Raw genomic sequence first — 25,286 nt, 5'->3', positions numbered from 1 at the left:
GCCGCGGGGCCGAGCGCGCGCCGCTGAATTCCCTTGCCGGCGCCGATCGGCGCGTGGATGCTCTCCCCGGATGCGCGGGTCGCGCAGAAAGGTTGAGCGTCGAGGCCATGGACGAGCTTGTACGGCAGGTTGCAGAGAAGGTTGGCATCTCGGAAGACAAGGCCCGCGTGGCCGTGGAGACGGTGGTCAATTTCCTCAAAGCGAAGCTCCCCGCTCCGCTCGCCGCCCACGTCGACACCGCGCTGGGCGCGGCGGCCCCCGCCATCGCCAACCTGGACGTGGGCAGCCTCGCGGGCTCCCTCGGCGGCCTCTTCGGCAAGAAGTAGCGGCCTCTCCCGCCCCGCGCCGCCCAGGCGCGCTCTTCCACCGATCTCCTCTCCTGATCTCGACGACGAGACTCCGCTGACGGCCCGAGGGGCGCGGCGGGGCGCTCATGTCCAGGACGCGCCGCGCCCATCGCTGCATCGCCCGGCGCGAGCAGCCCTCCTGAGCCGCGGCGCCTCGCGGTCCCGTCCCCGCCGCGTGGCCGCAGCCTCCATCTGGGTCGCGCCTTCGCATTCCGCCGCGCGCGCGGGCTCCGGCGGGCGGCGCGGGCGGCGCGGTGGGGATGACGAGCGCGGAAAGCCGCGGAGTTCCTGGACGACGCGCGCGCCGCGATGCATCGCCGCTGCACAGGCTGGCTCCGGCACCGGGCTTGCGAGCGTCGAAGACCTGGAGAAGCATCCGCCCACCTCTCTCTTCGCGGGCGGCCGAGCTTCCGCGGCGAGAGGAGCGATATTCCATGGCGTCCGTGATCGGCGGCGAGGCCGCCTTCATCGGGTCTTTGGCTGAACTGATCGAGCTCAATTGGTCCGCGGTGGACGCGCTCGCAGCGGCGCTCGCGCGGATGAGCCGCCCAGGCGACAAGAGCCGGCTCGCGAGCTTCCTGAAAGACCACGAACGCCACCTCGAGGAGCTCGCCGCCATGGCCCACGAGCTCGGCGAACCCCCCCTGGACACCGCCGTCCGACCCAAGCTGAAGAGCAGAGCGCTGAACCACGGGATCGTTGGAGACCGCGCGATCCTGGAGGCGATGAGGCATTACGAGGAAGATAGCTGCGCTGTCTACGAGCGGATGCTCGCGTCCCGAGAGGGCCTCTCCGACCGCGCGCGCGACGTCCTGCGCCAGTCGCTCGCGGTGGAGCGGCGTCACCGGGAGTGGTTCTCGGAGCAGCTCGACTCCCGGCAGGGGCTGCTGCTCTTGCCCCTGTAGCGCGCCTCGCCTGCACGGCCCTCACGCGGCGCCCCCCGCGTCGATCGCGAGCAGCGAGGCCAGCTCGGGAAAGCTGTCCACCATCATGTCGGCGCGGGCGTCCCTCAGCTCATCGCGGCTGAACGAGGTGGTGATCGCCGCGACGGCGCAGCCGGCCGCCCGGGCCGAGAGGATCCCGTTCGTCGAGTCCTCGATCACGAGGCACGCGCCCGGGCTCAGCCCGAGCTTCTCGGCGGCCTTCAGGTACGGGTCGGGGTGGGGCTTGGTCCGGCGGATGTCCTCGGAGGTCACGACGACATCGAAGAACGGGCGCAGATCGAACTTCTCGAACGCGAACGCCTGGTTCTCCCTCGTCGCGGAGGTCGCGAGCGCGAGCCGCTCGAAGCGGCGCCGCGCCAGGCGGATGAACTCCAGCGCTCCCTCGACAGGGGCTATCTTCTCGTGCAGCGTCCTGAACACGTCGTGCTTGGTGCCCACGACCTCCGCGGGCGACAGCGCGCCGCCGGCGAGCTCCCTCACGACATGCTCGACCATGTCGAGGTCAGATCGCCCCCTGAACTCCGTATACAGGCGCTCGGGCACCGCGATCCCGTATCGCTCGAACGTGAGCCGCTTCGCCTCCGCGTGCAGCGCCTCCGTGTCGATGATGACTCCGTCCAGATCGAAGATTAACGCTCGGAGTTGATCCATGTTCCCTCGAGCTCCGCCGGGAGCGCGGCTGCGGCGCCTGTCGCCTCGGTGAAGACCTGTCTGACGCGCGCGCCGATCCAGGAGCGTCCTTTGCGGCGGGGGTTTTCTTTCGCGCGCTCGTGTATCATCGACGCAATGAATCGTCCTCTGGTGCTTGCGTCCCTTGGCCTTGCCTTCTCTCTCATGGGCCTCTCGGGCTGTGACGAGCCCGCGAAGCCCGCCGCTCCGGCGGCCTCGGCCGCGCCCGCCGCGCAGGCGCCTGCTTCCGCGCCCCCCGCGGCGAGCCCTGCGGCCGTGGCCAGCGCGCCGCCGAAGCGGCAAGAGGTCGTGTGCACGAGCAAGAGCGACCCGGTGACGTTCTCTCATCCCGCGCTCGAGGCCCGGGTGCGGCAGCAGCTCCAGAAGCCCGAGGGGCCCATCAAGCGCGCCGAGCTCAAGAACATCAAGACGATGAACCTGTCCGACGCCCAGGGGCTCGACGAGCTCGATCCGTGCATCTTCTCCGAGCTCACGGGCGTCAAAGGCCTCTACCTGCCGCCCGGCAAGATCGACGATCTCCGCCCGATCAAGGGCCTGCTCCGGCTCGAGTCGCTGCGCGTGTCGGCCACCCTGGTCAAGGATCTCTCGCCGCTCGCCGGCCTCGTCAAGCTCGACAGGCTCGACATCGGCCGCACGCCCGTCAGCGACATCTCGCCGCTCGCCGGGCTCACCAGCCTGACCGAGCTCCAGATCGACGAGACCGAGGTGACGGATCTGAGCCCGCTCGCCGGCCTGAAGAAGCTCGAGATGCTCCAGATGAAGCGGACGCGGGTGAGCGACGTGTCGCCGCTCCAGGGGCTCAAGAGCCTGAAGAACGTCTACCTCGAGGGCTCGCGGGTCGAGGACGCGAGCCCGCTGCGGACCATCCCCGGGATCAAGATCCACGAGGGCTGACGAGGCCGGGCCGCGCGCCGCCGGGATCAAGGCCCACGAGGGCCGACGAGGCCGGGCGGCGCGCCTCCGCCGTGCCGCCTCCGGTGCGTCGAGCGCCGCCGCGCCGCGCCGAGCGCCGCCGCCGCCGCGAGCAGCCCGAGCTGCTGCCAGCCCGCCGCTGCCCCGCCCGCGCTGCCCGCGCCGGCGGCCCCGCACTCGCAGCGGACCTGCCCGTGGATGCCGCCGTTCATGGGGGGCTCGTCCTCCGCCGCGCCGCCTGCGCCGCCTGCGCCGCCGATCCCGCCGGAGCCGCCGGCCCCGCCGGCGCCCGCGCCGCCCTCACCGCGCGGCGAGGGCGTGTCGATGAGCGTATCGATGACGTAGAGCGCCGGCCCGGAGCCCTGCGCCAGGAACGGGCGCGGCGGGAGCGCCGGCCCGAGCGGCAGCGCGGCGAGCCGCGCGACAGGCCACACGACGGCCTCGTCCGGATCGAGCCTCCACGCGGCGGCGGCCTCGGCGTCCGCCACGGCCCGCCGCGCGGCGCCGTCGACGAGCCACACGGAGGTCGCGCCGTCGTCGCCGCGCACGAGCAGCGGCGACGCCGGGAACGCGTCGCCCTCGGGCAGCGCCTCGAGCGCCGCGTCGGGCGCGGTGGCGACGTCCCAGAACCGCGAGAACCCCCACGTGTCCAGCGCCTCGACGCCGCCGATCGGCCGCCGCACGCCGCCCGGCAGCTCGAGCGGGCACGAGAGCGCCTTCGGGCTCCCCTCGAGCTCGACCACCTCGCCGCTCAGCGCGTCGACGCCGTAGGCGCGGACAGCGTGCTCGCCCCCGAGCAGGCTGAGCGGCATCGGCGCCTCGAAGCCGTGCGCGCACGAGCCGAGCGGCGCGCAGAGGTCGTCCCGGTGCCGGTCCGCGGGGAGCATGTAGCCCACCGCGCCCGCGTCCGTCGCCGCGCCGTCGAAGTAGAGCCGCGCGCTGTCCGGCGCGCCCTCCGCGTCGGGGTCGCGGGCCCAGCCGCGGATGCCGGCGCAGCCCGCGGACTCCAGGGCTCCCTCGGGCGGCTCGTTGAGGAGCGCCCGGTACGAGGCCACGAGCGACGTGTAGGGCGGCACGTAGACCATGCCGACGCCGCTCACGGACTGCCGCACGTTGAAGTGCAGGTGAATCGTCGTCGGCGTGCCGCCGAAGACGTTGGACACCCGCCCGATGCGCTCTCCCCGCGACACGGCCTGTCCCGGCGAGACCTGGACATTGGACATGTGGAGATAGTCGTAGCGGGTCCCGTCGTCGCCGGTGAGGTACACCGAGTAGCCGCCGACGCTCGTGATGGTGCCGTCCGCGACAGCGACAACCCAGTACTTCCCCGCCTCGCACGTCGGCGGCCGGACGTCCTGCCCCTGGTGGCCCGCCCCGGAGGGGCAGAGCGGCATGTCCCACGACCGCGACTCACAGAAGTTGTCGCGCCACGGATAGGCGTAGTTGTCCGGATCGCACTGGCCGCCGGAAGGTCCCGCGCTCCCGCCTTTGCTGTACACCTGGGAGTTGGCGAACGCGGGGCCCTCCTCGAGGGGAAAGCGCATCGAGGGCACGTACACGACGTGGTCGGCGCGCCCCTCGCCCGAGCCCGGGACGAGCTCGCCCGCCGGATGGTACGAGAACGGATCGGCCGCTGCCGCGCGCGGCAGCAGCGCGAGCGCGGCGGTCGCGGCGAGCGCGGCGGCGGGGCGTGGGCGGCGAGGGCGGCGCGGGCGGCGCGGGCGGCGCGGCGCGCTCATGGCCCGTTCCCCGTCACCTTCACGCCGACGCCGCCCACGTACACGAGCTCCGCGGCAAGGTCGCGGACGAGCGCGTCCGAGGCGCACGCCGGCGCCTCCGGCGAGGCGCACTCGACGTCGAGCGCGTACGAGACGCCGTTCTCGGCCCAGGAGGCGCTCCAGATGCCCTCGTTCGCCGTGACGAACGCCGGCTCGCCGCGCACCGAGTGAGCCCCTCGGAGCGGCGGAATGCTCGGATATTTGTGGGAGAGCCGGGTCATCGTGAGCGAGACAGTGAGCGACTCCGTCCTTGCCCAGAACGACGTCCAGTGATCCTTGGCCACGATGACAGGGGCCGCGAGCAGCTCGCGGCGGGACGGCACGAGCACCGGCACCTGAGAAATCCGCGCGGCGGAGGCCGCCGTCCTGGGCAGCGCCGCGAGCGCGCCGCGGTCGACGGAGGCGGCTGGCGGCCAGGTGACGTTCGCGATCACCGGGGTCACCACCGCGGCAGCCGACAGGGCGGCCGCCTTCTCGCGCTGTGCCTCGGAGGGGGGGGCGGTCTGCTCGCACGCGGCGATCGCAGCGGCCAGGAGGATGGTTACAGCAAGCGGCGCGCCGCGCATGGGCTCTCCCGGAAAGAGGCCTCTATTCTAGTCGAAAAATTGCACTCCTCGCCACGAGATCACGTGGCGCGCGCACGATGTCGTCAGAGATGTGACCGGGACGACTTGACGCTCTGCGCGATGGTGCGTTGGTGAGGCCACACCTGCGCACCGCGCCCTGTCAGGTGTAGGATGGCCCGGGCGTGGCGACGAGCCTGGCGCACGACGTCATCGGGGCCGGGTGCCTTTCAGGGCGATGCCGAGGTGGTCATGCCCAGGCCGATGAGCGTGTTCATTGATTTTCAGGGCGACGAGGCAGCGCTCGTCGACGTCCTGGCCGAGGTCCTTGGTCGCTCCCTCGTGAGGGAGGATCTCGACGCTGGAACGATCCATCGCTGCAGGCTTCTCGATACCGAGGTCGTGCTGCTTGGTGACCATGGCCTGGAGGACGACTGTGGCATCAGGTTCACTGCGTACAGGTACCAGCTGCGGCTGACGGCGTTCGATGTCGGGATGCGCATCTCCGGCTACGACCGGTTGTACGAGAACATGGCTGTCTTCCTCGCGGAGAGATTATGCGCGCGCCTTGCCTCTCGAACGGAGGTCGTCGCGAACCTGCAACGGACGGTGGCCGTGTTCGGCGCCGGAGCGGAGACCACCGAGCGGACGGGGTCGGCTATGGACCCGGAGAGGCATGTTCCCATGGAGAGAAAGGAACAATGACGCTGGGCGAGGGGCGAACGCGCGGGAGCGTCGGCGAAGCGATGACACGCCCGACGTGGAGCCTCCAGGCGCTCGCCGCTCCTGCCGCAGAGCAATTTCGGTATTCCCCAGGTTTGTCTGCGTGGCAGACGAGCTCGCGCTCGAGTTGACTGGCCAGTCGAGGTCTGAACGGGTGACTCCGTCTCGCGGCGCGGATCCGCCGCGCTCCGCCGCCCGGGCGTCAGAGCGTCGTGCCGCTGGCCGCCCGCGCGAGCGCCTGATCGATCGCGCCGGGGCTGAACCCGACCAGGATCTGCCCGCGGACGTCGAGGATCGGGATGCTGCCGCCGCGCTGGTGGCTCTTCGCGAGCTTGTCCTGCATCTCGGCGGCCGCGGCCGGGTCCTCCTCGATGTCCTTGACGATCGCGGCGACGCCCTTCGCGCGCAGGTAGTCCGCGGCCTGGTGGCACGGCTTGCACCACGAGGCGCCGTAGATGATCACCGTGACGCCGCCGAGCTGGCTCGGCGCGCCGGGGCCCGCAGAGCCGCCGGGGCCCGGCGCCGCCGGCGGGGGCGCCGTCTTCGCGAGGTGCTCGGCGCGGCGCTTCTCCAGCAGCGACTCCCACGCACGCCGCGGCATCGTCCGGACCGCGTACGTGCCGTCCGGGCGCTTCTGCGTCAGATCCGCGATGTAGAAGACGTCGCGCGTGCCCTCGGTCCGGTCCGAGAGCATCGCGCGGACCATCGAGCGGCCCTCGGCGGGCACGTCGGCGGGGCGGAGCTCGACGTGGGTGTCGCCCTTCTCGTCGATCCACGTGAGCATCAGGTTCGCCGTGTCGTCGCGCAGCTCGAGCGGCGGCAGCTCGGCCGAGGCCTGCGCCGGGGCGGTGCCGTCGTCGCGCTTCTCCGCGCACGCCGCCGGCCCCAGCGCCGCCGCCGCGGCGAGCGCGAGCAGCGCCGCCGCCCGCCGGGCGCGGGCAGCCGCCGTCGCGCCCGCGCTGGCCGCCGCGCGGCGCGCGCTGGCCGCCGTGCCGCGCGCCGCGCCCGTCACGCCCCGCCTCCCGCCGTCGCCGAGGCGCCGAGCTCCTCGCTGAGCGCCATCCACTCGGCCATCGCCGCGTCGACGCGCTTCGCGAGCGCCTGCTCCTTGCGCGCCGCCTCCGCGAGCTTCGCCCAGTCGCCACCCGGGTCCTTCTTCAGCGCGTCGCGCATCTCCGCGAGCTGCGACTCGCCGGCGGCGATCTCCGCCTCCAGCTCCTTGATCCGCTTGCGCTTCCGCTCCGTGGCCCGCGCCGCCGCCTTGTCGCTCTCGAACGCCCGCTTCCTCGCCGCCGCGTCCGCCGCGTCGTCCGGCGGCGGCATCGTCGCGCCGCTCCGCCGCACCGCGCGGCCGGGAGCCTTCGCGCCCCTGTCGGCCGCGGCCGCGGCGCCCCGCTGCTCGTCGCGCGGCGCGCTCGCGCCGCCCCGCCCGCCCCGCGCGCCGCCGGCCGGGCCGCGCGCTGCCTCGCGCCCCTCGGCCTCGCGCGCCGCCGCCTCGGCCGCGAGCTTCTCGAGGTTGTCGCGGTAGTCGCGGAAGCCGCCGGGGTAGACGTCCACGCGCCCCTCGCGCACGGCGACGATGCGCGTCGTCACCTGCTCCAGGAACCGCCGGTCGTGCGAGACGAGCAGCACCGTGCCCTCGAAGCCCGCGAGCGCCTCCTCGAGGATCTCGGCCGCCGGGATGTCGAGGTGGTTCGTCGGCTCGTCGAGGAAGAGCAGGTTGCGCGGCTCGAGCAGCAGCTTCGCGAGCGCGAGCCGGCTCCGCTCGCCGCCCGAGAAGCCCTGGACCTTCCGGAGCGCGTCGTCGCCGTAGAAGCGGAAGCGCGACAGGTACTGGCGCGTGGCGTCGACGTTCATGTCGGCGCGGACGCTGCGGATCTCCTCGACCGCGGTCCGCTGCGGGTCGAGCGAGCCGAGGTGCTGGTCGAAGTAGCCCTGGCAGAGGTTCGTCCCGCGCCGGACGTCGCCGACATCCTCGGGCGCGCCCGCGCCGGCGAGCAGCTTGAGCAGCGTCGACTTGCCGGTGCCGTTGGGGCCGACGACGCCGATGCGGTCGCCGCGCCGGACCAGCAGGTCGACGCCGGAGAAGAGCGCGCGCCCGCCGCGGGAGGCGCCGAGCCCGCGCGCGTCGAGCACGATGTCCCCGCTGCGCGGGGCGGGCGCGAACCGGAAGCGGACCTTCTCGGCGGTGGCCCAGACGTCCTCGGGCCGGTCGATCGTCTCGAGCTTGTCGAGCATCTTGCGCCGGCTCTGCGCCTGCTTCGTCTTCTGGCCGGCGATGTTGCGCCGGATGAAGTCCTCGGTCTTCGCGACGAACGCCTCCTGCCGCTCGGCGAGCTCCCGCTCGCGGGCGAGGTCCTCCTCGCGCGCGACAGCGTAGTCGCTGTACTTGAGCGGGTAGGAGCGGAAGCTGCGCTGCCCGAGCTCCATCGTGTTCGGGCAGACGGCGTCGAGGAAGGCGCGGTCGTGCGACACGCAGAGCAGCGCGCCGGCGAGGCCGGCGAGGTGCTTCTCGAGCCAGGTGATCGTCTCGATGTCGAGGTGGTTCGTGGGCTCGTCGAGCAGGAGGAGGTCGGGCTCGATGGCGAGCACGACGCCGAGCTGCAGGCGGCCGCGCTCGCCGCCGGACAGGCTCGCGACGGGGCGATCCATGTCGGCGGGCGTGAACCCGAGGTGGGCCGCGATGATCTCGACGCGGCGCTCGAGGTCGTCGCCGCCGGCGATGTGGTAGCGGTCGGTGAGGTCGCTGAGCCGATCGAGGTCGGCCTCGCTGCCGCTCGCGGCGGCGTGCTGCGCCGCGGTGAGGGCGTGGCGGAGATCGAGCACCTCGGAGAACCCGGAGAGGAAGGCGTCGAGCACCGTGCCCTCGGCCTGGAGCTCGTGCGACTGCCGGAAGTAGGCGACCCGGACGCCCTTGCGGATCACGACCGAGCCCGTGTCCGGGGTGAGCTCCCGGGCCACGAGGCGGAGCAGCGTCGATTTGCCGGCGCCGTTGGGGGCCACGAGCGCGGCGCGCTGGCCGTGCTCCAGGGAGAAGGTGATGCCCTGGAATAGCTTGTCGGCGCCGTAACCGAAGCTGAGGTCGGCGACCTGGAGGACCGTCATCGCGGCCGAGTTCTAGCATGGGTCGGGCGCGCGCAAGGGCGCCCGGGGCGGGACGGGCCAGGCGGGCGACGACCGCGCGGGCGAGGGCCGGTCCTGGCCGCGCGGGCGGTGAAAAGGAGGGGCGCCTCGCCCGCTCGGGCGAGCGGGGCGCGGTCGGGCTCAGGTCTCGGCCATGGCCGCCTTCACGGCCGGGCGCTCCGCGATGCGGCCGAGCCATCCCTGCAGGTTCTTCAGCTCGGCGATGTCGATCTTGGCCGCCATGAGGCCCCAGCCGAGCATGGTCGCGAGGTCGAGATCCACCAGGGTACAGCGCTCTCCGGTGAGGTACGGGCGGCCGTCGAGGCGGCTGTCGAGGATGCGGAGCAGGTCGCGCATCTCGGTCAGTGCCTGCTCGGCTTGCTTCTCGTTGTGCATCTCCTTGGGGAAATACTCGCTCGTGTTCCCCATGTAGCGGAACAGGGTGCCGGTGAGGGTGACCTGGCCCCAGGCAAGCCAGGTCAGGGCCGTGAGCTGCTCGGGGGAGCCGGGGGCCGGCCACAGGCCCTTCTGGACACCGTAGCGCTCGCCGAGGGCGATCTGGATCGCCACCGACTCGAACACCGGGGTGCCGTCGATCACGACGGTGGGCACCTTGCCATTGGGGTTGAGGGCGAGGAAGTCCGGCTTCTTCTGATCGCCGGCGCGCAGGTCGATCCGGACGACCTCGTGGGGAATATCGAGCTCGGCGAGCGACACGCGGATGCGCCCAGCGCTGGACTGAGGGGTGTAGTAGAACGTGACGGACATGGCTTTCCTCCGGCGCCCCTTGTAGTGGATCTGGCGGGCTGACGTCACGCGCCGTTTGCGGCGGACCTCGGGTGTTGTCGTGACGGTTCAAACCACGCTGTCCGGGCAAGGCGCTGGTCTCGAGCCACGCTGCCCGCGCCTGGCACGACGGTATTGCGGCGTTCACCATCGCACCACCCGCGCCATTGCACGCCATCGCCGTTCTGGGCAAGGCGCGCGAGCGCCTCCGCGGCCCGCGGCACCATCCTTGCTCATGCAGGGGCCGCGGCGCCTCCAAGCCCGGGAGGCGCGCTCTGGAAGGGGAACACGATGCGCAAAACACTTCTTCACTTTCATTTCGTCCCGATCTTCCTCGCCCTCGCCGCCGGCTGCTCCAGCGGGGGGCAGCCCGGCACGGAGCCGCCCACGCCGATCGAGCCCGCGCCGCTCGGGCCCGAGCAGGGGGCGGAGCTCACCGCGCTGCTCGGCGAGCGCGATGCCTCGGCGGACATGACCGCAGAGGCGTTCGCCTCGAAGTACGCCGTCGGCTTCACCTCGAGCCTGCCCTACGCGCCGGCGGACGCCGAGCACCTGCCGCTCATCCAGGGCTCCTCGCTCGGGCTCGACGACGACGAGCTCGCGAAGCTCTCGAAGAACGGCTTCGTCATCTCGGAGAAGAAGACCTTCCCCACCTTCGTCTACGGCTACGAGACCATCTACGCGCTCGACCTGCCGATCTACGTGTCGGCGGACTCGATCCTGTACGCGGTCCACCGCTCGTACGACGCGATCCTGAAGGCCATCGAGCTCGCCTCGCTCTCCCCCGAGCTCGCCACGATGCTCGAGGAGATGCGCGCGCGGCTCGCCGGCGGCGCCGGCAGCGAGCTCGGCGCCGAGGCGCGCGCCGACGCGGATCTGTTCACGGCCGTGGCGCTCGCGCTCCTCACGGACGCGGCCGTCGCGCCCGTCGCGGGCGCCGACGCCGCCAAGATCGAGGAGCTCGTCGCGGGCGCCAGGGCCCACCAGGGCATGGGCGCGGTGCGCCTCTTCGGCTCCGAGCGGCTCATGGACTTCTCGCAGTTCGAGCCGCGCGGCCACTACACCGACGAGCCCGCGCTCGAGCGCTACTTCCGCAGCATGATGTGGCTCGGCCGCGTGGACTTCCGCTTCCTCGAGACCCAGATCGACGGCACGCAGGTCTTCCAGCGGCGGCAGCTCGAGGGCGCGTACGTGGTGCGCGCGCTCGCCGAGGCGAAGACGCTCGACCGCTACACGCGCATCGACGACACGATCCAGGCCTTCGTCGGCGAGAGCGACTACATGACGCTGCCCGAGCTCGACGACCTGCTCGCGGACCTCGGTCTCAGCGACGCCGCCGGGCTCGCCGGCGTCCCCGACGAGCAGATCGCCAAGGTCGTGGTGGAGAAGGGCCACGGGACGCAGCGGATCTCGAGCCACATCATGATCAACGGCCTCGACAAGGGCACGCTCCCGCTCTCGTCGAGCTTCGCGCTGCTCGGCCAGCGGTACGTCGTCGACTCGCACGTGTTCTCGAACGTTGTCTACGACCGGGTGAAGGGCGGCACCGTCAAGCGCATGATGCCGAACCCGCTCGACGTCGGCTTCGCGGCGCTGGGCAACGACCAGGCGGGCCTCCTGCTCGGGCCCGAGCTCGGGCAGTTCGACTACGCGCCCGATCTCCACATGATGCGCGTGCTCGTCGACGCGCACCCCGGGGACTTCTGGGGCAAGAACATCTACAACCGCTGGCTCGGCGCGCTGCGCGAGCTGTCGCCGGCGCGGGCGCTCGCCGACGCCGAGGGGCTGCCCGGGGTGGCCAAGACCGAGGCGTGGGGCCGGCGCCTCTTGAACACGCAGCTCGCCTCCTGGGCCGAGCTCCGGCACGACACCCTGCTCTACGCCAAGCAGTCGTACACGGCCGGCAACACCTGCGAGTTCCCGGACGCCTACGTCGACCCGTACCCGGCGTTCTTCACGCGCATCGCCGAGCTGGCCGCGCAGGGCGGCGACGTCGTCGGCGCACTCGACCTGTCGAGCCAGCCGTGGCTCGAGCAGAGCGTGCCGGCGTATTTCGAGCGCCTGCGCGGCGTCGCGACGACGCTCGCGGAGATGGCCGCGAACGAGCGCGCCGGCGTGCCCCTCACGCAGGAGCACCTCGACTTCATCAACCAGGCGGTCCGGATCCAGTGGGGCTGCGGATCTCCCTTCGGCGCCGAGGGCTGGTATGCGCAGCTCTTCTTCGACATGGCCAAGAGCGTCGAGCAGGACCCGACCATCGCCGACGTCCACACCCAGCCGACCGACGAGGCCGGCGCGCCGGTCGGCCGCGTGCTCCACGTGGGCACCGGCCTGCCGCGGCTCATGGTCGTCACGGCCGATCCGTGCGGCACGCCGAGCGCGTTCGTCGGGCTCGCCTCGTCGTACTTCGAGCAGGTCACCGAGGGCTTCGAGCGCATGACCGACGAGACGTGGGCGGATTCGATCAAGGAGACGAGGCCCGCCGACGTCGCCTGGATGAAGGATCTCGTCTCCCGCTGATCCGCCCCGCGACGACGCGCCGTCGGACGCTCCGGTCCCACTGGAACTGTGCCGGGCTGTGCCGGCGCGTCACCGCGGTCACGGGGTCGCCTGGCCGATCGGAGCGAGCGCCGAACCGACCTCCACAGGTTCATCGGAAGGCGCGGACTGACCGCCCTCGGGACGTGGCGTGGAACGAGACGGCCAGCGCCCCGGCCGGGAACGTCGCCGCTTCCTCCTCGATCGCGGTGCGGTCGGCGGCGACATCAACGCCTGTCGAGCTCCGATGCGCACCCCATGTGCGCGCGCCGACTCGCACGTCCGGAAATGACGACCGATAAAGCGCTGAAGGGCAACGGAGCCGAGTACGATTGGCTCGATGAGCCGACATGTCTTCGGCGCCACCCGCTTCAACGCGCCCGGCAGCTTCACTGGGCTCGATTTTTCTCCGGACTCCACAACGCTCGTGGCCCTCGTGACCGGAGAGGAGCGCACGAAGGTGCATCGTTTCGCCGTCGACGACGGTCGTGCCCTCGACGAGCAGACGGTGACCGGTCGCTTCACTGGCGTCTTCGCGTTGCCTGGCGGCGACCTGCTCCTGTGGGCGCGTGGATCCATCGCGCGCCTCGGCCAGGACGGCGAGCTCTCGTGGAAGCTCGGAGAGAAGGCGACGAAGAAGTTCGCCTTCGCGACCGTGAGCGCCGACGGTGCGAGCGTCGCGACCTACGGCGGAGCCTCTGTCGCCAACGTCTTCGACGCGCGTACCGGCAAACGACTTCACGACCTGAGCGAGCCCGCAGGCGAGATCTTCGCGTTCGCCTTCTCACCCGACGGAGCGAGGTTCGCGACCGGCGGACAGAAGGGCATCGTCCGCGTCTTCGATGGCAAGTCGAAGAAGGAGCTCGCCAAGCGAAAGAGCTCCAAGATCCTCGTACTCGCGTTCTCACCCGAGGGCAGCGTGCTCGCCGGCGGCCACGGGCAAGGCGACGTCCACCTCTGGGACGGCGCGTCGCTCGCGCCCGTCCGCCTCCTGGGCTCGCATCGCTTCCAGGAAGATTACGGCTCGGGCGAGCAGGAAGGGGGGCCGGCCGGTTGTCGCTGGCTCGCGTTCCTGGCCGACGGCGAGACGGTGGTCTCGCAAGGCAACGATCGCTACTTTCGCTGGTGGAAGCGCAGCGGCGCGGAGATCCGTCGCGTCCGCACGCCTCGCCACCACGCGTACGGCCAAGGCCCCGCGATGGCGCTCTCGCGCGACGGGAAGTGGCTCGCCGCAGGCTCGACGGCGTCTGGCATCGGCGTCTGGACCTCGGACGGTGAGCCGGCTTCGAGCGAGCTCGGGATCGACGCGCCACGCGCGATCGCGCTGAGCCGCGAACGCGTCGTCGTCGCCGGCTCGTCGGGGATCTGGTCCTGGCGAAGGACCGACGGCACAGTCAGCGAGCGGCGCGCGAGCGGCCCCGCGGCGCTCGCGAACCTCCCGCAGGGAGAGCTGCTCATCGTCGAGCCCAAAAACGCCGTCGTGGTGCGCGAGATCACCGACAAGGGCGAGGCGATCTTCGCGAACGACGCTATCTCTCCCCAGGGCGATGCCCGCGCTGTCGTCGTCGACTCCGCGGGCCGTACGCGGACGGCCGACGCCGAGAAGGGCCGATGGCTCGACGAGCCCGAGGCTCCGAAAGACATCGAGTTTCACGGCTTCGAGATCCTCCCGCTCACCGCCTCGAGGACGGGGCCGAGATCGCGTACATCGACGGGCACGGCAACCTCGCCATCCACGCGATCGAAGGCATGAAGAAGCGCGCCACTCCCTTCGAACTCGGCTTCACCCCGCTGGCGGAGAAGGAGCCGCAGGGCATGTTCGAGGAGCGCCTCGCCGGGATATGCATTCTCTACGCAGGCAAATTCCAGAGGTCGGCGATGGATGTGCGCACGTCGCGCGAGCTCCGCGAAGACATGCTGCTCGAGCTCGGCGGGACGGTCGCGAAGAAGGCGAAGGACGCGACGCACTTCGTCGGCGCGCGTCTTCCGTACGTGGAGCACGTCCCGTCGAAGGCGGAGACCGAGATCGACGCGCGCATCGCCAAGGGCGACAACGTCATCAAGCTGAGCGAGAAGAAGCTCATCGAGATGCTGCTTCCCACGTTCGAAGAGTCGCGCGCGATGCTGCGAGGTGAAGTCAAAGACGGCATTGAGCGCTGGAACCGCTGGCGGTCGCGCTGGCGCACGTTGAGCGGCGGGTTCGTGCAGCTCCCGGGCATCGATCTCACGGAAGCCGACCTGCGAAAGGCAGACCTCATGGTGATCCCGTTCGAAGAGGCGAAGTTCTCGAACGCGCGCCTCGAGGGGGTCAACCTCTACGACTGCGTCTTCCGCCGCGCCGACCTCCGCGGGGCGGATCTCGAGGGCGCTCGCTGCGGCCGCGTCGACTTCTCGAATGCCGACCTCCGCGAAGCGAAGCTGGCCGGCGCCGAGTTCACCGGCGCCGAGCTCACCGGCGCCGACCTCCGCGGCGCCGACCTCCGCGGCGCCGACCTGCGGTACGCGAAGCTCGCGGGCGCCAAGCTCGACGGCGCCAAGCTCGACGGCGCCAGGCTCCCGCAGGGCGCCAGACGCCCGTAGCAGCCTCGGGCGGCGGATGCCGGGCACGTTGCGCTGATGCGGTCGCCGTTGGATCGGGGTTGTCGCGTTTCAGGAAAGCGCGACCACGACCTCCGGACAGCTCCGGCTCGAGCCGAATCCGGCCGTCGTCGTTGTCTCACACAGGCCCGCGGCGGACCCGGGCGCGCCTCAGGCCGCCGCGGCGGCCGACTGGAAGGCGCGCGAGAGCTCCTCGGGGGCCGGCAGCGCCGAGCTCGCGAGCCCCCGCCGCGCCACCGCGAGCCAGCGTATCGGGTCGGCGACCGCGCCGCTGGCGATCGCCGCGAGCAGGCGGCGGCGCATCCAGTCCTTGCGGCGGTAGAAGCTCGTGCCGTGCTCGGCCATGGGCCGCGGGACGTAGCTCGCCAGCGAGACGTGCGTCTTCTCGTGGAGCAGCAGATCGGTGAGCGCGGTGAAGGCGACGGCGTCGTCGCGCAGGAGCACCGCGGTGAGCAGCGCCCGCACCCGCGAGGAGGCGAGGTTCACGCTGATGCCGCTGCCGTCGGTGTGCGCCATCTCGTCGGGGCCGTAGAGGTCCTGGTGCACCCAGATCGGCGACGTCGGCAGGTCCGCGGACTCGGAGATCGCCGCCTCCAGCCGCTCGAGGACGGTGATGGCCGCGGCCACGGCGCGGACGCCGGGCACGTCGGCCGCCGTCTTCAGGAGCGCGTCGCGCGAGGAGCGGGGCATCGGGCACGGCGCGGCGACCGGCGCGCGCGGCGCCGACGACGACGCCGGCGGGGGCGGCGGCGCGGCCGCGCCCTCGGTCGCGAGGCGACGCCAGAACGCCAGCGCGAGCGGCTCGTCGAGCGCGAGGTACACGAGCTCCCCGGACCGCACGCACGGCGCTTCCCGCGCCTCTTGCCCGGAGACGGCCGCCCCGGGCGTCGCGGCGCAGGCGCCCAGCGGCCAGCGGGCGGTGCTCCGGGCGTGGGTCGACGGCGCCGGCGGGGCGCCCTCGAGCGGGCGGAGCAGGCCGGCCCGGTGGGCCGTGAGCAGCTCGCGCAGCGTGAGCGCCGCGCTCCGCCAGTGGAGCTGGCCGAGCGGCGGGGGCGACCCCCCGCCGTGCGACCGCTGGCCGGCGTCGACGACGATCGACCGGAAGAGGGGCGCGTCGAGCAGCCCGCCCGCGAAGCGGATGACCTGCTCGGGGGCCGCCACCGTCGGCGTGCGCGCCAGGGGATCGAGCTCCTCGACCGCCTGGGCGGAGGCGATCGTGATGCTCTCGCCGAGCAGCGCCCCGTGGACGAGCCGGTCGAGCACCGACGAGAGCCGGTGATCGACGGCGCGCAGGAGCTCGCGGTCGTACAGGGCGTCGCGCAGGATGAAGCGCTCGAACGCGGCGATGAGCGCCGCCTCGACCGCCGCCGACGCGCTCGCCGCGACCGCGGAGCGACCCTTGTTCAGCGGCACGCCGAGCGGCAGCTCCGCGACAAGGCCGAAGCCGGCCGCGGTGATCGCCCGCGCGAGCTCGCGGTGCAGCCCGAGCTCGGGGCCGGGGAAGGGGTCGATCCGCGCGGCCACCGTGAGCCCCCTCTGGGTGATCGTGAGCTGCGGCTCGACGCCGTCGCCCCGGCCAACGAAGAGCTCGAGCGCGCCGCAGAGCTCGCCCGACGGCGGGAGCCGGAGCGGCACCTCCGCGGCGCGGCGCAGGCGCGCCCGCGCCGTGTTGACGAGCGCCCCGTCGACGTGGATGCGCGCGACGGACGGGTCGACCAGCCCCGCCGCGGCGGCGACCTCCGCGGCGAGCGCCGGCCGCGAGATCGGCTGCGCGAGCGAGAGCCGCACCGTGGTGCCCGTCGCCGGGCGGCGCGGCGGATCGAAGGCGCGCGGCGGCAGCGGCGCGCGCGGGAGGGGAGCGCCAGCGGCCGGCGGCGCGGGCGAGGGGGACGGGCGGGAGAGGGGCAGGAGCGTCCACGAGAAGTCCTCGTGGCGCGGCCCGACGCCGAGCGGCGCGACGAGCAGCCGGTGGCCGCCCGACGCGGTCGCGGTGACCACCTCGATCCAGGGCGCGATCTCCAGCGCGGAGAAGAAGCCGATCCCGTGCTCGCCGATCGCGTCGGGCTCGCCCGACTTGCCGCTCCGGAACGGGACGAGCAGGTCGGTGAGCAGCTCGGTCCGGGTCATGCCGCGGCCCTGGTCCGAGATCGAGATCTCGCGCCCGTCCTCGGTCGAGCGGACGTCGATGCGGGCGCCGGGGGGCGAGGCGTCGAGCGCGTTCTGGAGCAGCTCGCGGAGCGGGCCGATCCGCGACGACGCCTGCGCGTAGATGGTGCGCGAGAGGATGCGCTGCGCGAGGTCGGGCACCGTGGCCTCGCTGCGGCAGGCGGCGACGAGCGCGAGGCGCTCGGCGGGGCTCGCCTCCAGGTAGGCCTCGGCGCGCCCGTGGATCCGCACGAGGAGCAGCTCCGAGAAAAGGCCGTACGAGATATGGGTCATGGCTCGCCTCCGGACGTGCTTTCGCCGGGCCGGGGCGCGGCGCAGGCCGCCCCGTCCACGGGTTCGCCGACGATGAGATCGCGCTCGAGATCGGCCTCGCGCACCCCGGAGGCGCGGTCGAAGGCGGCGCGCAGCGCGTACCAGTCGCTCCAGCCCGAGGGCCGCCGCACCGCCGGGCTGTCGTCGCGGATGAGCAGCAGCCGGCGCGTCCCGAGGCACGGCAGCGGGCCGGGGGGCCGCCGCCCCGCCGCTTCAGGGAACGTGGGAGCGAGCGGCGGCGCGCCCGGCGCCCGGCGCGACGCGGCGGCCGCCGCGACCCTGCGGTCCGGCGGGAGCCGGCTCCGGCAGAGGGCGACCATGGTCGTGTGTGGGTTCGCCGCGCGGGCGAGCAGCAGGGGCAGCCCCGCGAGGTCGCCGCGGCGCCGCGCGAGCGCCGAGAGCGTCTCCGGGGGATCGAGCTCGAGCTCGTCCTCGAGGAGCTCGCGCTCGCCGGGCAGGTGGGGCTGCCACTCGCGCTCCGCCCAGAAGCTCTCGGGCACGAAGAGGCGCTCGGCCACGCTCGGCCCGAGGAACCCGAGGAGCGCCTCGCGCCGCTCGGGCGTCACCATGCAACGCCCGGGGCCGAGCAGCGCGCGCGCGAGGTCGCGGGCCACCTCGTCCCAGCCCGCGGATTGCAGCATGAGGGCGCTGATCTGCGCGGCCATCTCGGCGAGCCGGTCGCGCGTGCGCCGGCCCTCGCCGCTCGCGGCGGCGAGCTGGATGAGCCGCCGGTAGAAGGCCGTCGCGACAGCGGTGAACTCCGGCCCGACCTTGAGCGCGTCGCGCCCCTCGGTCAGCTCCACGGCGGCCGGGAAATCGATGAGCGCGAGCTCGGCGAGGGCGAGGCAGGCGTCGACCTTGACGCCGGCGTGGAAGGTGGCCGCCGAGATGCTCGGGAGCAGCCCGCGCCCGCCGACGTGGAACCGCGCGAGCAGCGCGGCGCCCTGCGCCTCCGCGGCCTCGTCGGGGCGCGCGCGCCCCTCCGCGGCGTCCTCGGGGCGGGCGCGCGCCCCGCGGGCGGCCGTCGCGCGCGCCCCGCCGTCGGGGCCGGGGGCGATCGGCTCCTGCACGAGCTGCCCGCCCGAGATCAGCCGGCCGTCGTTCACGGCCGCGCCGTCGAGCAGCACGAGGGCGCGGCTCGCGGGGAAGAAGTGGAGCGCGTCGCGCAGGTAGGCGCGCACCGCGCCCGCCTCGAGCAGCGCCGACGTGACGCGCACGCGGGTGCCGAGCAGCGGCGCGACCCGTCGCACCGAGCACATCAGGGCGGCGGCGAGCTCCGGCGACGCGCGGCCGTGGGCGCGCCCGACCTCCTCCGGGGCGGACGCGGGCGGGTCGGGCGGGTCGCCCGTGCCCGGCCAGGGCACGACGCGGATCGCCCACCCCTCGATGCCGTCGCCGGTGGTGAGGTGCAGGCTGAAGCTCTCGGGATCTGAGAGCCCGAACCCGAGCACCGAGAAGAACCCGACCCCGAACCGGCCGAGATCGATCCCTGGCCGCTTGTCTGTCGCGAACGGGATGAGCAGCCGTGAGAGGATCGCCCGCAGCCCCATGCCGACGCCGGTGTCGCAGACGTCGACCCGCCCGTCGGTGACGGCGACGTCGACGAGCGGCTGCGGCCCGCGGGCCGCGTCGGCGGCGTTGAGCACGAGCTCGATGAGCGGCCGGAGCGGGTGCCCGAACTGGCGGGAGATCTCCTCGTCGAGCACCTTGAGCAGGTAGGCGCGGTCGATCGGCGGCTCCGCCAGGTCGCGCTGCCCTGCGCACAGCGCCTCGAGCGCCGGGCGGTGCAGGCCCACGGCGACGAGCTCGTGCAGCGACCCGAGGAAGTACAGCCCGGCGTCTCCTTGCAGGGGCGCCGCGCGTCGGCCGCCGCCCCCGTCTCCCCCCGCTCCGTAGTGCGCGTGCACGCTCGACCGCTCCCCCTCACGCCCGCCCTCGACATCCTCCTGCGCGAAGAGCGCGCACCCACCGTGCGAAACCGCGCCGAGTGAGCGCCGAGCGGCGAACGATCGACGGAGCTTTCACTGCCCGTGCCGAGCCGAGCCGTCGGGCGGCGGCCGTCCGTCCTTCAGCGCAGCCGCCGCGGGCGTCGGCCCCGGCGCGACAGCGGCCAGCGGGGAAACCGGCTCCGGCGCGCCGGCCTAGCTCGCGGCCCGCCGCGCCGGCGGCGAGCTCGGGGCGCCGCGGGTCTCGTCGTCCGCGGCGTCGCCGTCGTCGTTGTCCGCGGCGTCATCGCCCCCGCCGAGCCGCGCCGCAGCGCCGCGGGCGCGGGTGGCGCTCTGGGGCTGTGTGGTGCTCTGGGGGAGCGGCGTGGAGGTGTGGGGCGGGTCGGCGATGTGGAGCAGCTCGGAGAGCTCCAGCGCGCTCCACTTGCCCGGGGGCGGGATCGAGATGACCCCGGCGCGCTCGCGCTCCAGGCGCGCGTTCAGCTCGCCCCCGATGAGCAGCGCCAGCGCCAGCAGCCAGAGCCAGAAGAGGAAGATCGCGACGGTCGCGAGGCTCCCGTAGAACGTGGCGTAGCGGCCGAGCGTGGCGACGTAGAGCGAGAAGAGGGTCGACACGATCGACCAGAGCGCCACGGTGAGCACCGCGCCCGGGAAGATCCGGCGCCGCTCGATGTTCGGGCGCTGGATCGAGATCCTGAAGAACGCGGCCACCATGCAGATGACGAGCCCCGCGGGGAGCGCGAACGCGACGATGCGCGCGCCGATGGAGCCCGAGAGCGACCCGATCAGCACGCCGAGGCCCGCGACCACGGGCACCACGGCGAGGCTGGCCATCACGCACGCCGCCGCGATCGCCCTGCGGACGTACCAGGGGCGCTCGCGGGCGTTGTAGATGGTGTCGAACACGCCCATGGCGGTCGAGAGCCCGGAGGACGTGATCCAGAGGAAGCCGGTGATGCTGATCGGGGCGACGGCCGACGACTGCGAGAGCCGGAGGAGCTCGTCGGAGACGATGACGGCGACCTCCGGGGGCGCGGCCAGGAGGATCGGCCGCACGACCACATCGGACCACTGCTGGATCCGGCTGAGCACGTAGCCGGCGAACGCGGCGAGGGGGATCAGGCTGAGGAACGCGTCGAAGGCCATCGCGCTCGCGGCCCGCGGCGCGTTGTGGCGATCCAGGCTGATGATGACGCTCCACACCGCCTGGGCGGCGCGGTGGCGCTCGATGTGTCGCCGGATCGGAGCAGGCACGCGAGCAGCCTCGCTCTCCCTCGTGCGGGGCGCAATACCATCTGCCGTGCGCTCCCGGCTCCGCCGACCCCGGGACCCGGGCCTCGGCGGCTAGGCCTCGGCGTTTGTGTCCGCGGCGAGGAGACTCTGCACCGCGTAGGGAACCGACTCGACGCCGGCGAGCTCGGCGAGCGCATAGGCGATGTGCTCGCGGCTCGCGTGCGGCGGGATGCCGACGATCGCCCACGAGCCCCCCTCGCCGCGCTGGAGGTTCTGCCCGCGCTCGACCCGGAGCGCGGCGAGCGCCGGGTAGACGGCGACGGTCATCCGCTTCGGCCGCAGGCGGTCCAGCGCGCGCATGGCGAAGGCGATCCGGTCGAACTCGCTGGGATCGCGGTACTCGACGTGCCGCTCCCGGTGGAGCTCCACGTGGTGGGGGTCTCGCTCGCGCACGGCGTCAGCATAGCCCACGCGGGCCGCCCTGCCGCCCAGGGCGCGCGGATCCGGGCGTCCGCCGTCCCGCGCGAGGCGCGAAGGTCGCACCCGCGCCGGTCGCAGCGGCCCCGCTCGCGGCGCGCCCGCCGACAGCGACGAGCTGCCGATAAGCCCGCTTGCCACGAGCGCCGAGGGCGGGCGCGCGCGCCCGCGCCCCGACAAACCCAGGGCCGTGGGTGCCGGCGCTGGCCGGCCATGCTACGCGCCGGAGCGCCATGGACAGCCTCCCCCTCCTCGCCGATCACCCGTACGCATCCTTTCTCGATCAGGTCGAGAAGCCCGCGCGCTACGCGGGCGGCGAGGTCGGCTCGGTCGTCAAGGACTGGGCGTCGGTCGAGGCGCGCGTCTGCCTCGCCTTCCCGGATGTCTACGACATCGGGATGAGCCACCTCGGCTTCAAGATCCTCTACAAGCTCCTGAACGACGACCCGCGCACCCTGGCCGAGCGCAGCTACGCGCCCTGGGTCGACATGGAGGCCCAGCTCGTGAAGCGCGGGCTGCCGCTGGTCTCCCTCGAGTCGGCCCGCCCGCTCAGGGACTTCGACGTCGTTGGCTTCTCGCTGCAGTTCGAGCTCACCTACTCGAACATCCTCACGATGCTGCACCTCGGCCGCATCCCGCTGCGCGCGGCGGATCGCGGCGAGGACGACCCGCTCGTGATCGCCGGCGGCCCGACCGCGACCCACCCCGAGCCGATCGCCCCGTTCCTCGACGCCCTCGTCATCGGCGACGGCGAGGAGAAGGCCACGGAGGTCGCCCTCGCGTGGACCCGGCTGAAGCGCGAGGGCGTGCCGCGGCGCGAGCGGCTGATCGCGATCGCGCGCCTCGGCGCCATCTACGTGCCCTCGCTCTACGCGACCCGGCGTGACCCCGACACCGGCTTCGAGGTCGTGGACCGCCCGCTCGTCTCCGGGATCCCGTTCCCCGTCGAGCGCGCCCTGGTCGACCTCGACCGGTACCCGTTCCCCGACGAGAGCCCGACCGGCGGCCCCGAGGCGATCTTCGACCGCATGTCGATCGAGATCGCCCGCGGCTGCACCGAGGGGTGCCGCTTCTGCCAGGCCGGCATGATCTACCGCCCGGTCCGCGAGCGCGATCCCGAGCAGATCGTCGACACAGTGATGCGCGCGGTGCAGAAGTCCGGTCAGGACGAGGTCTCGCTGACGGCGCTGTCGACGGCCGACGTCTCGTGCATCTCGCCGCTCATCAAGAAGGTCACCGAGCGCCTCACCGCCGAGCGCATCTCGCTCGGCGTCTCGTCGCTGCGCGCGTACGGGCTCGAGCCCGATCTCCTCGACGAGCTGAAGCGCGTGCGCGCGACGGGCCTCACGTTCGCGCCCGAGGCGGGGACCCAGCGGATGCGCGACGTCGTGAACAAGAACGTCACGGAGGAGCAGCTCCTCGAGACGGCCGAGCGGGTGTTCAGCCGCGGCTGGGGCAAGATGAAGCTCTACTTCATGATCGGCCTCCCCACCGAGGGCGACGAGGACGTGCGCGGCATCGTCGAGACGGGCGCCCGCGCGGCCGGCGCCGGGCGGAAGGGGGCCGGCAGGGGCAAGCCGGTCGACGTGACGGTCAGCGTCTCGACGCACGTGCCGAAGCCCCACACCCCGTTCCAGTGGGCGGCGATGGACACGCTCTCAGAGGTCGCGCGCAAGCAGCAGATCCTCCGGGACACGGTGCGGCCCTACCGCGCCGTCACGCTGAAGACCCACGAGGCCCACGCCAGCGTCCTCGAGGGCATCTTCGCCCGCGGCGATCGCCCCCTCGCCGACGTGCTCGAGCGCGCCTGGCGCAACGGCGCCCACTTCGACTCGTGGGACGATCAGCTCAAGCTCGCCGTGTGGGAGGAGGCGTTCGCACACACGGGCGTCGACCGGGCGAAGTACCTCGGCACCCTCCCGGTGACGGCGCGGCTGCCGTGGGATCACATCGACGTCGGCCTCGAGGAGGGCTTCCTCGCGCGGGAGTACAGGAAGGCGCTCCAGAACCGCCTCAGCCCGCCGTGCGGCAAGGTCGCCGGCATGTTCGTGCACCACACGAACCTCGACGACGCCCGGGCCGACGCGCGCCGGCTCGTCTGTTACGACTGCGGCGTCGCCTGCGACATGACGCAGATGCGCGAGGAGCGGCTGACCTTCCTCGACCGGCTCGGCGCCCACAAGCGCTCGCTGCCGATCGTCAAGGAAGCCGCCACGCCGCCGCCGCCTGCCGTCGCCGCGGCGCCCGACGCCGCGGCGCCTGACGCCGCGCCGCCCGACGCGGCGCCGCCCGACGCGGCGCCGCCCGACGCGGCGCCGCCCGACGCGGCGCCGCCCGAGGTCGCGGCGCCGCCCAGGGCCGCCGCGCCCGCGCCGAAGGGGCGCGGCGGCTTCCGCTACCGCTTCCGCTTCGAGAAGACCGGACCGGTGGCGCTGCTCGGCCACCTCGACGTCGTGCGCGAGCTGCCGCGCGTGCTCCGGCGCGTCGGCGCGCCGATGACCTACACAGCGGGCTTCCACCCGAAGCCGGACATGACGTTCTCCCCGGCCCTCTCGCTCGGCGTGATCAGCCTCGACGAGTACGTCGACCTCCGGCTCGAGCGCGACCTCGACCCCGCCGCCCTCGAGGCGCTCGTCGCGTCGATGACCGCCGCGAGCCCGCGCGGGCTCGTGTTCCGCGGGGCCGCGAAGCTCGGCCCGGAGGACCCCGCCGTGAGCAAGCTGATCGCCGGGGCCCGCTACGCCCTCGCGTTCGCGCGCTCCGCGATCGGCAGCGACGCCGAGGCGATCCTCGCGGCCCGCTGCGGCGCCGCCCTCTCGGCCGCGTCGCTCCCGATCCGCCGCGAGATCGACCGGCTCGCGAAGATGGTCGACGTGCGGCAGTACCTCGTGCGGGCCGAGGTCGGCGGGCCCGACGTGCTCTCGGCGCTCGCGCGCGCCGGGCTCGCCGGCGACCTCGTCGCCCTCGACGTCGAGGTCGACATCCGCGGCTCGGGGGCGGTGAAGTCGTCCGAGGTCGCCGCCGTGATCCTGGGAGAGCCCGGGGAAGCGCCGGGCGCGATCACGCCGCCGCCGCACCGCGCCGTGCGGCTCCAGCTCTTCGGCCGCGCCGCGCCGGCGGGCTCCGCCGCTGTCGAGCGCTTCTCGCTCCTCGACCTCGAGCGGGCGCGCCGCGTCAAATCTGCGCCGGAGCGCGCGGCGTCCGCGCCGCTCGCGGCCGACGCGGGGTGAACCAGGCTGCGTACGGTCGCAGCGGGAAGTTCCATCACATGGCGGCGGCGATCGCCGCCGAGCGCGCGGGCGATCGCCCGCAGATCGGCTACGCTGCGCTCGGCGTTATGGCAAATGAGGGTCACGAGACCGAATGCTGCGCCGCGCGCCTCGCCGCGGCGGGAGCGGTCGGCGCGAGCGTCGCTCACGAGCTGCGCAACGCCCTCGCTGTCGCCGAGTCGTCGCTCTACCTGGCGCAGCGGGACCTCGACGATCGGCCCTGCCTGCTGCGCCACCTCGACCGGGTGACGTGCGAGATCCGCAAGGCGCACGAGGTGATCGGCAGCGTCCTCGGGCTGGCGCGCGGCGAGCCGCTGCGGCGCGAGCCCGCGCCCGTGGGCAAGCTCATCGAGAGCGCCCGGCACGCGCTGGTCCTGCCCACGGCGGTCCGGTTCGAGGTCGCGGTCGCGCCGGCCGATCTCACGCTGCTGTGCGACCCCATCCTGCTCGAGCGCGTCTTCTCGAACCTCTACCTCAACGCGATCGAGGCGCTCGACAACGCCCCCGGCGGCTCGATCGTCACGCGCGCGTGGCGCGGCGACGAGCGGACGTACCTCGAGGTCGAGGACAACGGCCCCGGCGTCCACCCGTGCGTGATCGACCGCCTCTTCGAGCCGCTCGTCACCGCCAAGGTGAAGGGGACGGGCCTCGGCCTGGCGCTGAGCCGGGTCATCGTCGAGGCCCACGGCGGCGAGATCACAGCGACGGCGGGCCGCTGCCGGGGCACGGCGTTCCGCATGTGGCTCCCCAGCGCGTAGGTGGGGCAGGACGAGGAGAGGCTCCAGGAGAAGATCGCCGGGCCTGCTCGCGCCCTCGTCGCGCAGGCGACGGCCGAGGTGTTCAAGCGCGCCGGCCGCTGACCCGGGGCCGCGCCGCGCGCG

19 protein-coding genes are annotated in these 25,286 nt (G+C 73.3%); 9 read left to right on the top strand and 10 right to left on the bottom strand.

Features of this window, described 5'->3' with window-relative positions:
* Positions 1-107: 107 nt before the first annotated feature.
* Complete coding sequence (locus tag WMF42_RS33075; protein WP_061612622.1) at positions 108-326, top strand: hypothetical protein; 219 nt, start codon at positions 108-110, stop codon at positions 324-326.
* Positions 327-781: 455 nt separating this feature from the next.
* Positions 782-1,252: a ferritin-like domain-containing protein gene (locus WMF42_RS33070; RefSeq protein ID WP_061612623.1), complete on the top strand. Its 471-nt coding sequence runs from the start codon at positions 782-784 to the stop codon at positions 1,250-1,252.
* A gap of 21 nt (positions 1,253-1,273) precedes the next feature.
* Here the strand turns inward: WMF42_RS33070 and WMF42_RS33065 are convergent, their stop codons facing one another.
* Complete coding sequence (locus WMF42_RS33065; RefSeq protein ID WP_437686865.1) at positions 1,274-1,942, bottom strand: HAD family hydrolase; 669 nt, start codon at positions 1,940-1,942, stop codon at positions 1,274-1,276.
* A gap of 135 nt (positions 1,943-2,077) precedes the next feature.
* Here WMF42_RS33065 and WMF42_RS33060 point away from each other — a divergent pair, with 135 nt between their 5' ends.
* Complete coding sequence (locus WMF42_RS33060; protein ID WP_434042579.1) at positions 2,078-2,875, top strand: leucine-rich repeat domain-containing protein; 798 nt, start codon at positions 2,078-2,080, stop codon at positions 2,873-2,875.
* Between the two features lie 26 nt (positions 2,876-2,901).
* Here the strand turns inward: WMF42_RS33060 and WMF42_RS33055 are convergent, their stop codons facing one another.
* Positions 2,902-4,632 (bottom strand): M23 family metallopeptidase, encoded by a 1,731-nt coding sequence (locus tag WMF42_RS33055; protein ID WP_437686863.1) that lies wholly within the window; start codon positions 4,630-4,632, stop codon positions 2,902-2,904.
* Positions 4,629-5,237: a hypothetical protein gene (locus tag WMF42_RS33050; RefSeq protein WP_061605359.1), complete on the bottom strand. Its 609-nt coding sequence runs from the start codon at positions 5,235-5,237 to the stop codon at positions 4,629-4,631. Before WMF42_RS33050 ends, WMF42_RS33055 begins: the two co-directional genes overlap by 4 nt.
* 261 nt (positions 5,238-5,498) lie before the next feature.
* On the opposite strand from WMF42_RS33050, the gene WMF42_RS33045 reads away from it, so the two are divergent.
* A complete protein-coding gene (locus WMF42_RS33045; protein ID WP_437686861.1) occupies positions 5,499-5,939 on the top strand; it encodes a hypothetical protein in 441 nt (146 codons plus the stop codon).
* 220 nt (positions 5,940-6,159) lie between these two features.
* Here WMF42_RS33045 and WMF42_RS33040 read toward each other — a convergent pair whose 3' ends face one another.
* The 3 genes from WMF42_RS33040 to WMF42_RS33030 form a co-directional block, all read right to left on the bottom strand.
* Positions 6,160-6,969: a glutaredoxin domain-containing protein gene (locus tag WMF42_RS33040; RefSeq protein WP_437686859.1), complete on the bottom strand. Its 810-nt coding sequence runs from the start codon at positions 6,967-6,969 to the stop codon at positions 6,160-6,162.
* Entirely contained in the window at positions 6,966-9,062 is a 2,097-nt protein-coding gene (locus tag WMF42_RS33035) for an ABC-F family ATP-binding cassette domain-containing protein (protein ID WP_437686857.1), read from the bottom strand. Before WMF42_RS33035 ends, WMF42_RS33040 begins: the two co-directional genes overlap by 4 nt.
* Before the next feature lie 159 nt (positions 9,063-9,221).
* Complete coding sequence (locus tag WMF42_RS33030) at positions 9,222-9,848, bottom strand: glutathione S-transferase family protein (RefSeq protein WP_061610411.1); 627 nt, start codon at positions 9,846-9,848, stop codon at positions 9,222-9,224.
* Positions 9,849-10,157: 309 nt separating this feature from the next.
* Here WMF42_RS33030 and WMF42_RS33025 point away from each other — a divergent pair, with 309 nt between their 5' ends.
* The 3 genes from WMF42_RS33025 (at position 10,158) to WMF42_RS33015 (ending at position 14,984) form a co-directional block, all read left to right on the top strand.
* Positions 10,158-12,386: a DUF3160 domain-containing protein gene (locus WMF42_RS33025; protein ID WP_437686856.1), complete on the top strand. Its 2,229-nt coding sequence runs from the start codon at positions 10,158-10,160 to the stop codon at positions 12,384-12,386.
* Between the two features lie 358 nt (positions 12,387-12,744).
* On the top strand, positions 12,745-14,157 hold the full coding sequence (locus WMF42_RS33020) for a WD40 repeat domain-containing protein (protein WP_437686854.1): 1,413 nt from the start codon (positions 12,745-12,747) through the stop codon (positions 14,155-14,157).
* Positions 14,154-14,984 (top strand): pentapeptide repeat-containing protein, encoded by an 831-nt coding sequence (locus tag WMF42_RS33015; RefSeq protein ID WP_437686852.1) that lies wholly within the window; start codon positions 14,154-14,156, stop codon positions 14,982-14,984. The genes WMF42_RS33020 and WMF42_RS33015 overlap by 4 nt, the downstream gene beginning before the upstream one ends.
* Positions 14,985-15,152: 168 nt before the next feature.
* Here the strand turns inward: WMF42_RS33015 and WMF42_RS33010 are convergent, their stop codons facing one another.
* The 4 genes from WMF42_RS33010 to WMF42_RS32995 form a co-directional block, all read right to left on the bottom strand.
* On the bottom strand, positions 15,153-17,441 hold the full coding sequence (locus WMF42_RS33010) for an ATP-binding protein (RefSeq protein WP_437686850.1): 2,289 nt from the start codon (positions 17,439-17,441) through the stop codon (positions 15,153-15,155).
* Positions 17,438-19,387 carry an ATP-binding protein gene (locus WMF42_RS33005; RefSeq protein ID WP_437686848.1) on the bottom strand — a complete coding sequence of 650 codons (1,950 nt, stop codon included), beginning with the start codon at positions 19,385-19,387 and terminating at the stop codon, positions 17,438-17,440. The genes WMF42_RS33010 and WMF42_RS33005 overlap by 4 nt, the downstream gene beginning before the upstream one ends.
* Positions 19,388-19,621: 234 nt before the next feature.
* Positions 19,622-20,680, bottom strand: coding sequence for a YihY/virulence factor BrkB family protein (locus WMF42_RS33000; protein ID WP_437686846.1), 1,059 nt, complete (start codon positions 20,678-20,680; stop codon positions 19,622-19,624).
* Between the two features lie 90 nt (positions 20,681-20,770).
* Positions 20,771-21,112: a hypothetical protein gene (locus WMF42_RS32995; protein WP_081426271.1), complete on the bottom strand. Its 342-nt coding sequence runs from the start codon at positions 21,110-21,112 to the stop codon at positions 20,771-20,773.
* Positions 21,113-21,369: 257 nt separating this feature from the next.
* Here WMF42_RS32995 and WMF42_RS32990 point away from each other — a divergent pair, with 257 nt between their 5' ends.
* Together WMF42_RS32990 and WMF42_RS32985 are read left to right on the top strand one after the other, a co-directional pair.
* Complete coding sequence (locus tag WMF42_RS32990; RefSeq protein ID WP_437686844.1) at positions 21,370-24,366, top strand: TIGR03960 family B12-binding radical SAM protein; 2,997 nt, start codon at positions 21,370-21,372, stop codon at positions 24,364-24,366.
* Positions 24,363-25,163, top strand: coding sequence for a sensor histidine kinase (locus WMF42_RS32985; RefSeq protein WP_437686842.1), 801 nt, complete (start codon positions 24,363-24,365; stop codon positions 25,161-25,163). Before WMF42_RS32990 ends, WMF42_RS32985 begins: the two co-directional genes overlap by 4 nt.
* Positions 25,164-25,286: the final 123 nt, after the last annotated feature.

This window comes from Sorangium sp. So ce176 (assembly GCF_051519835.1).
Classification (GTDB): Bacteria; Myxococcota_A; Polyangia; order Polyangiales; family Polyangiaceae; genus Sorangium; species Sorangium cellulosum_G.
This window is presented reverse-complemented; position numbering and strand designations above follow the sequence as displayed.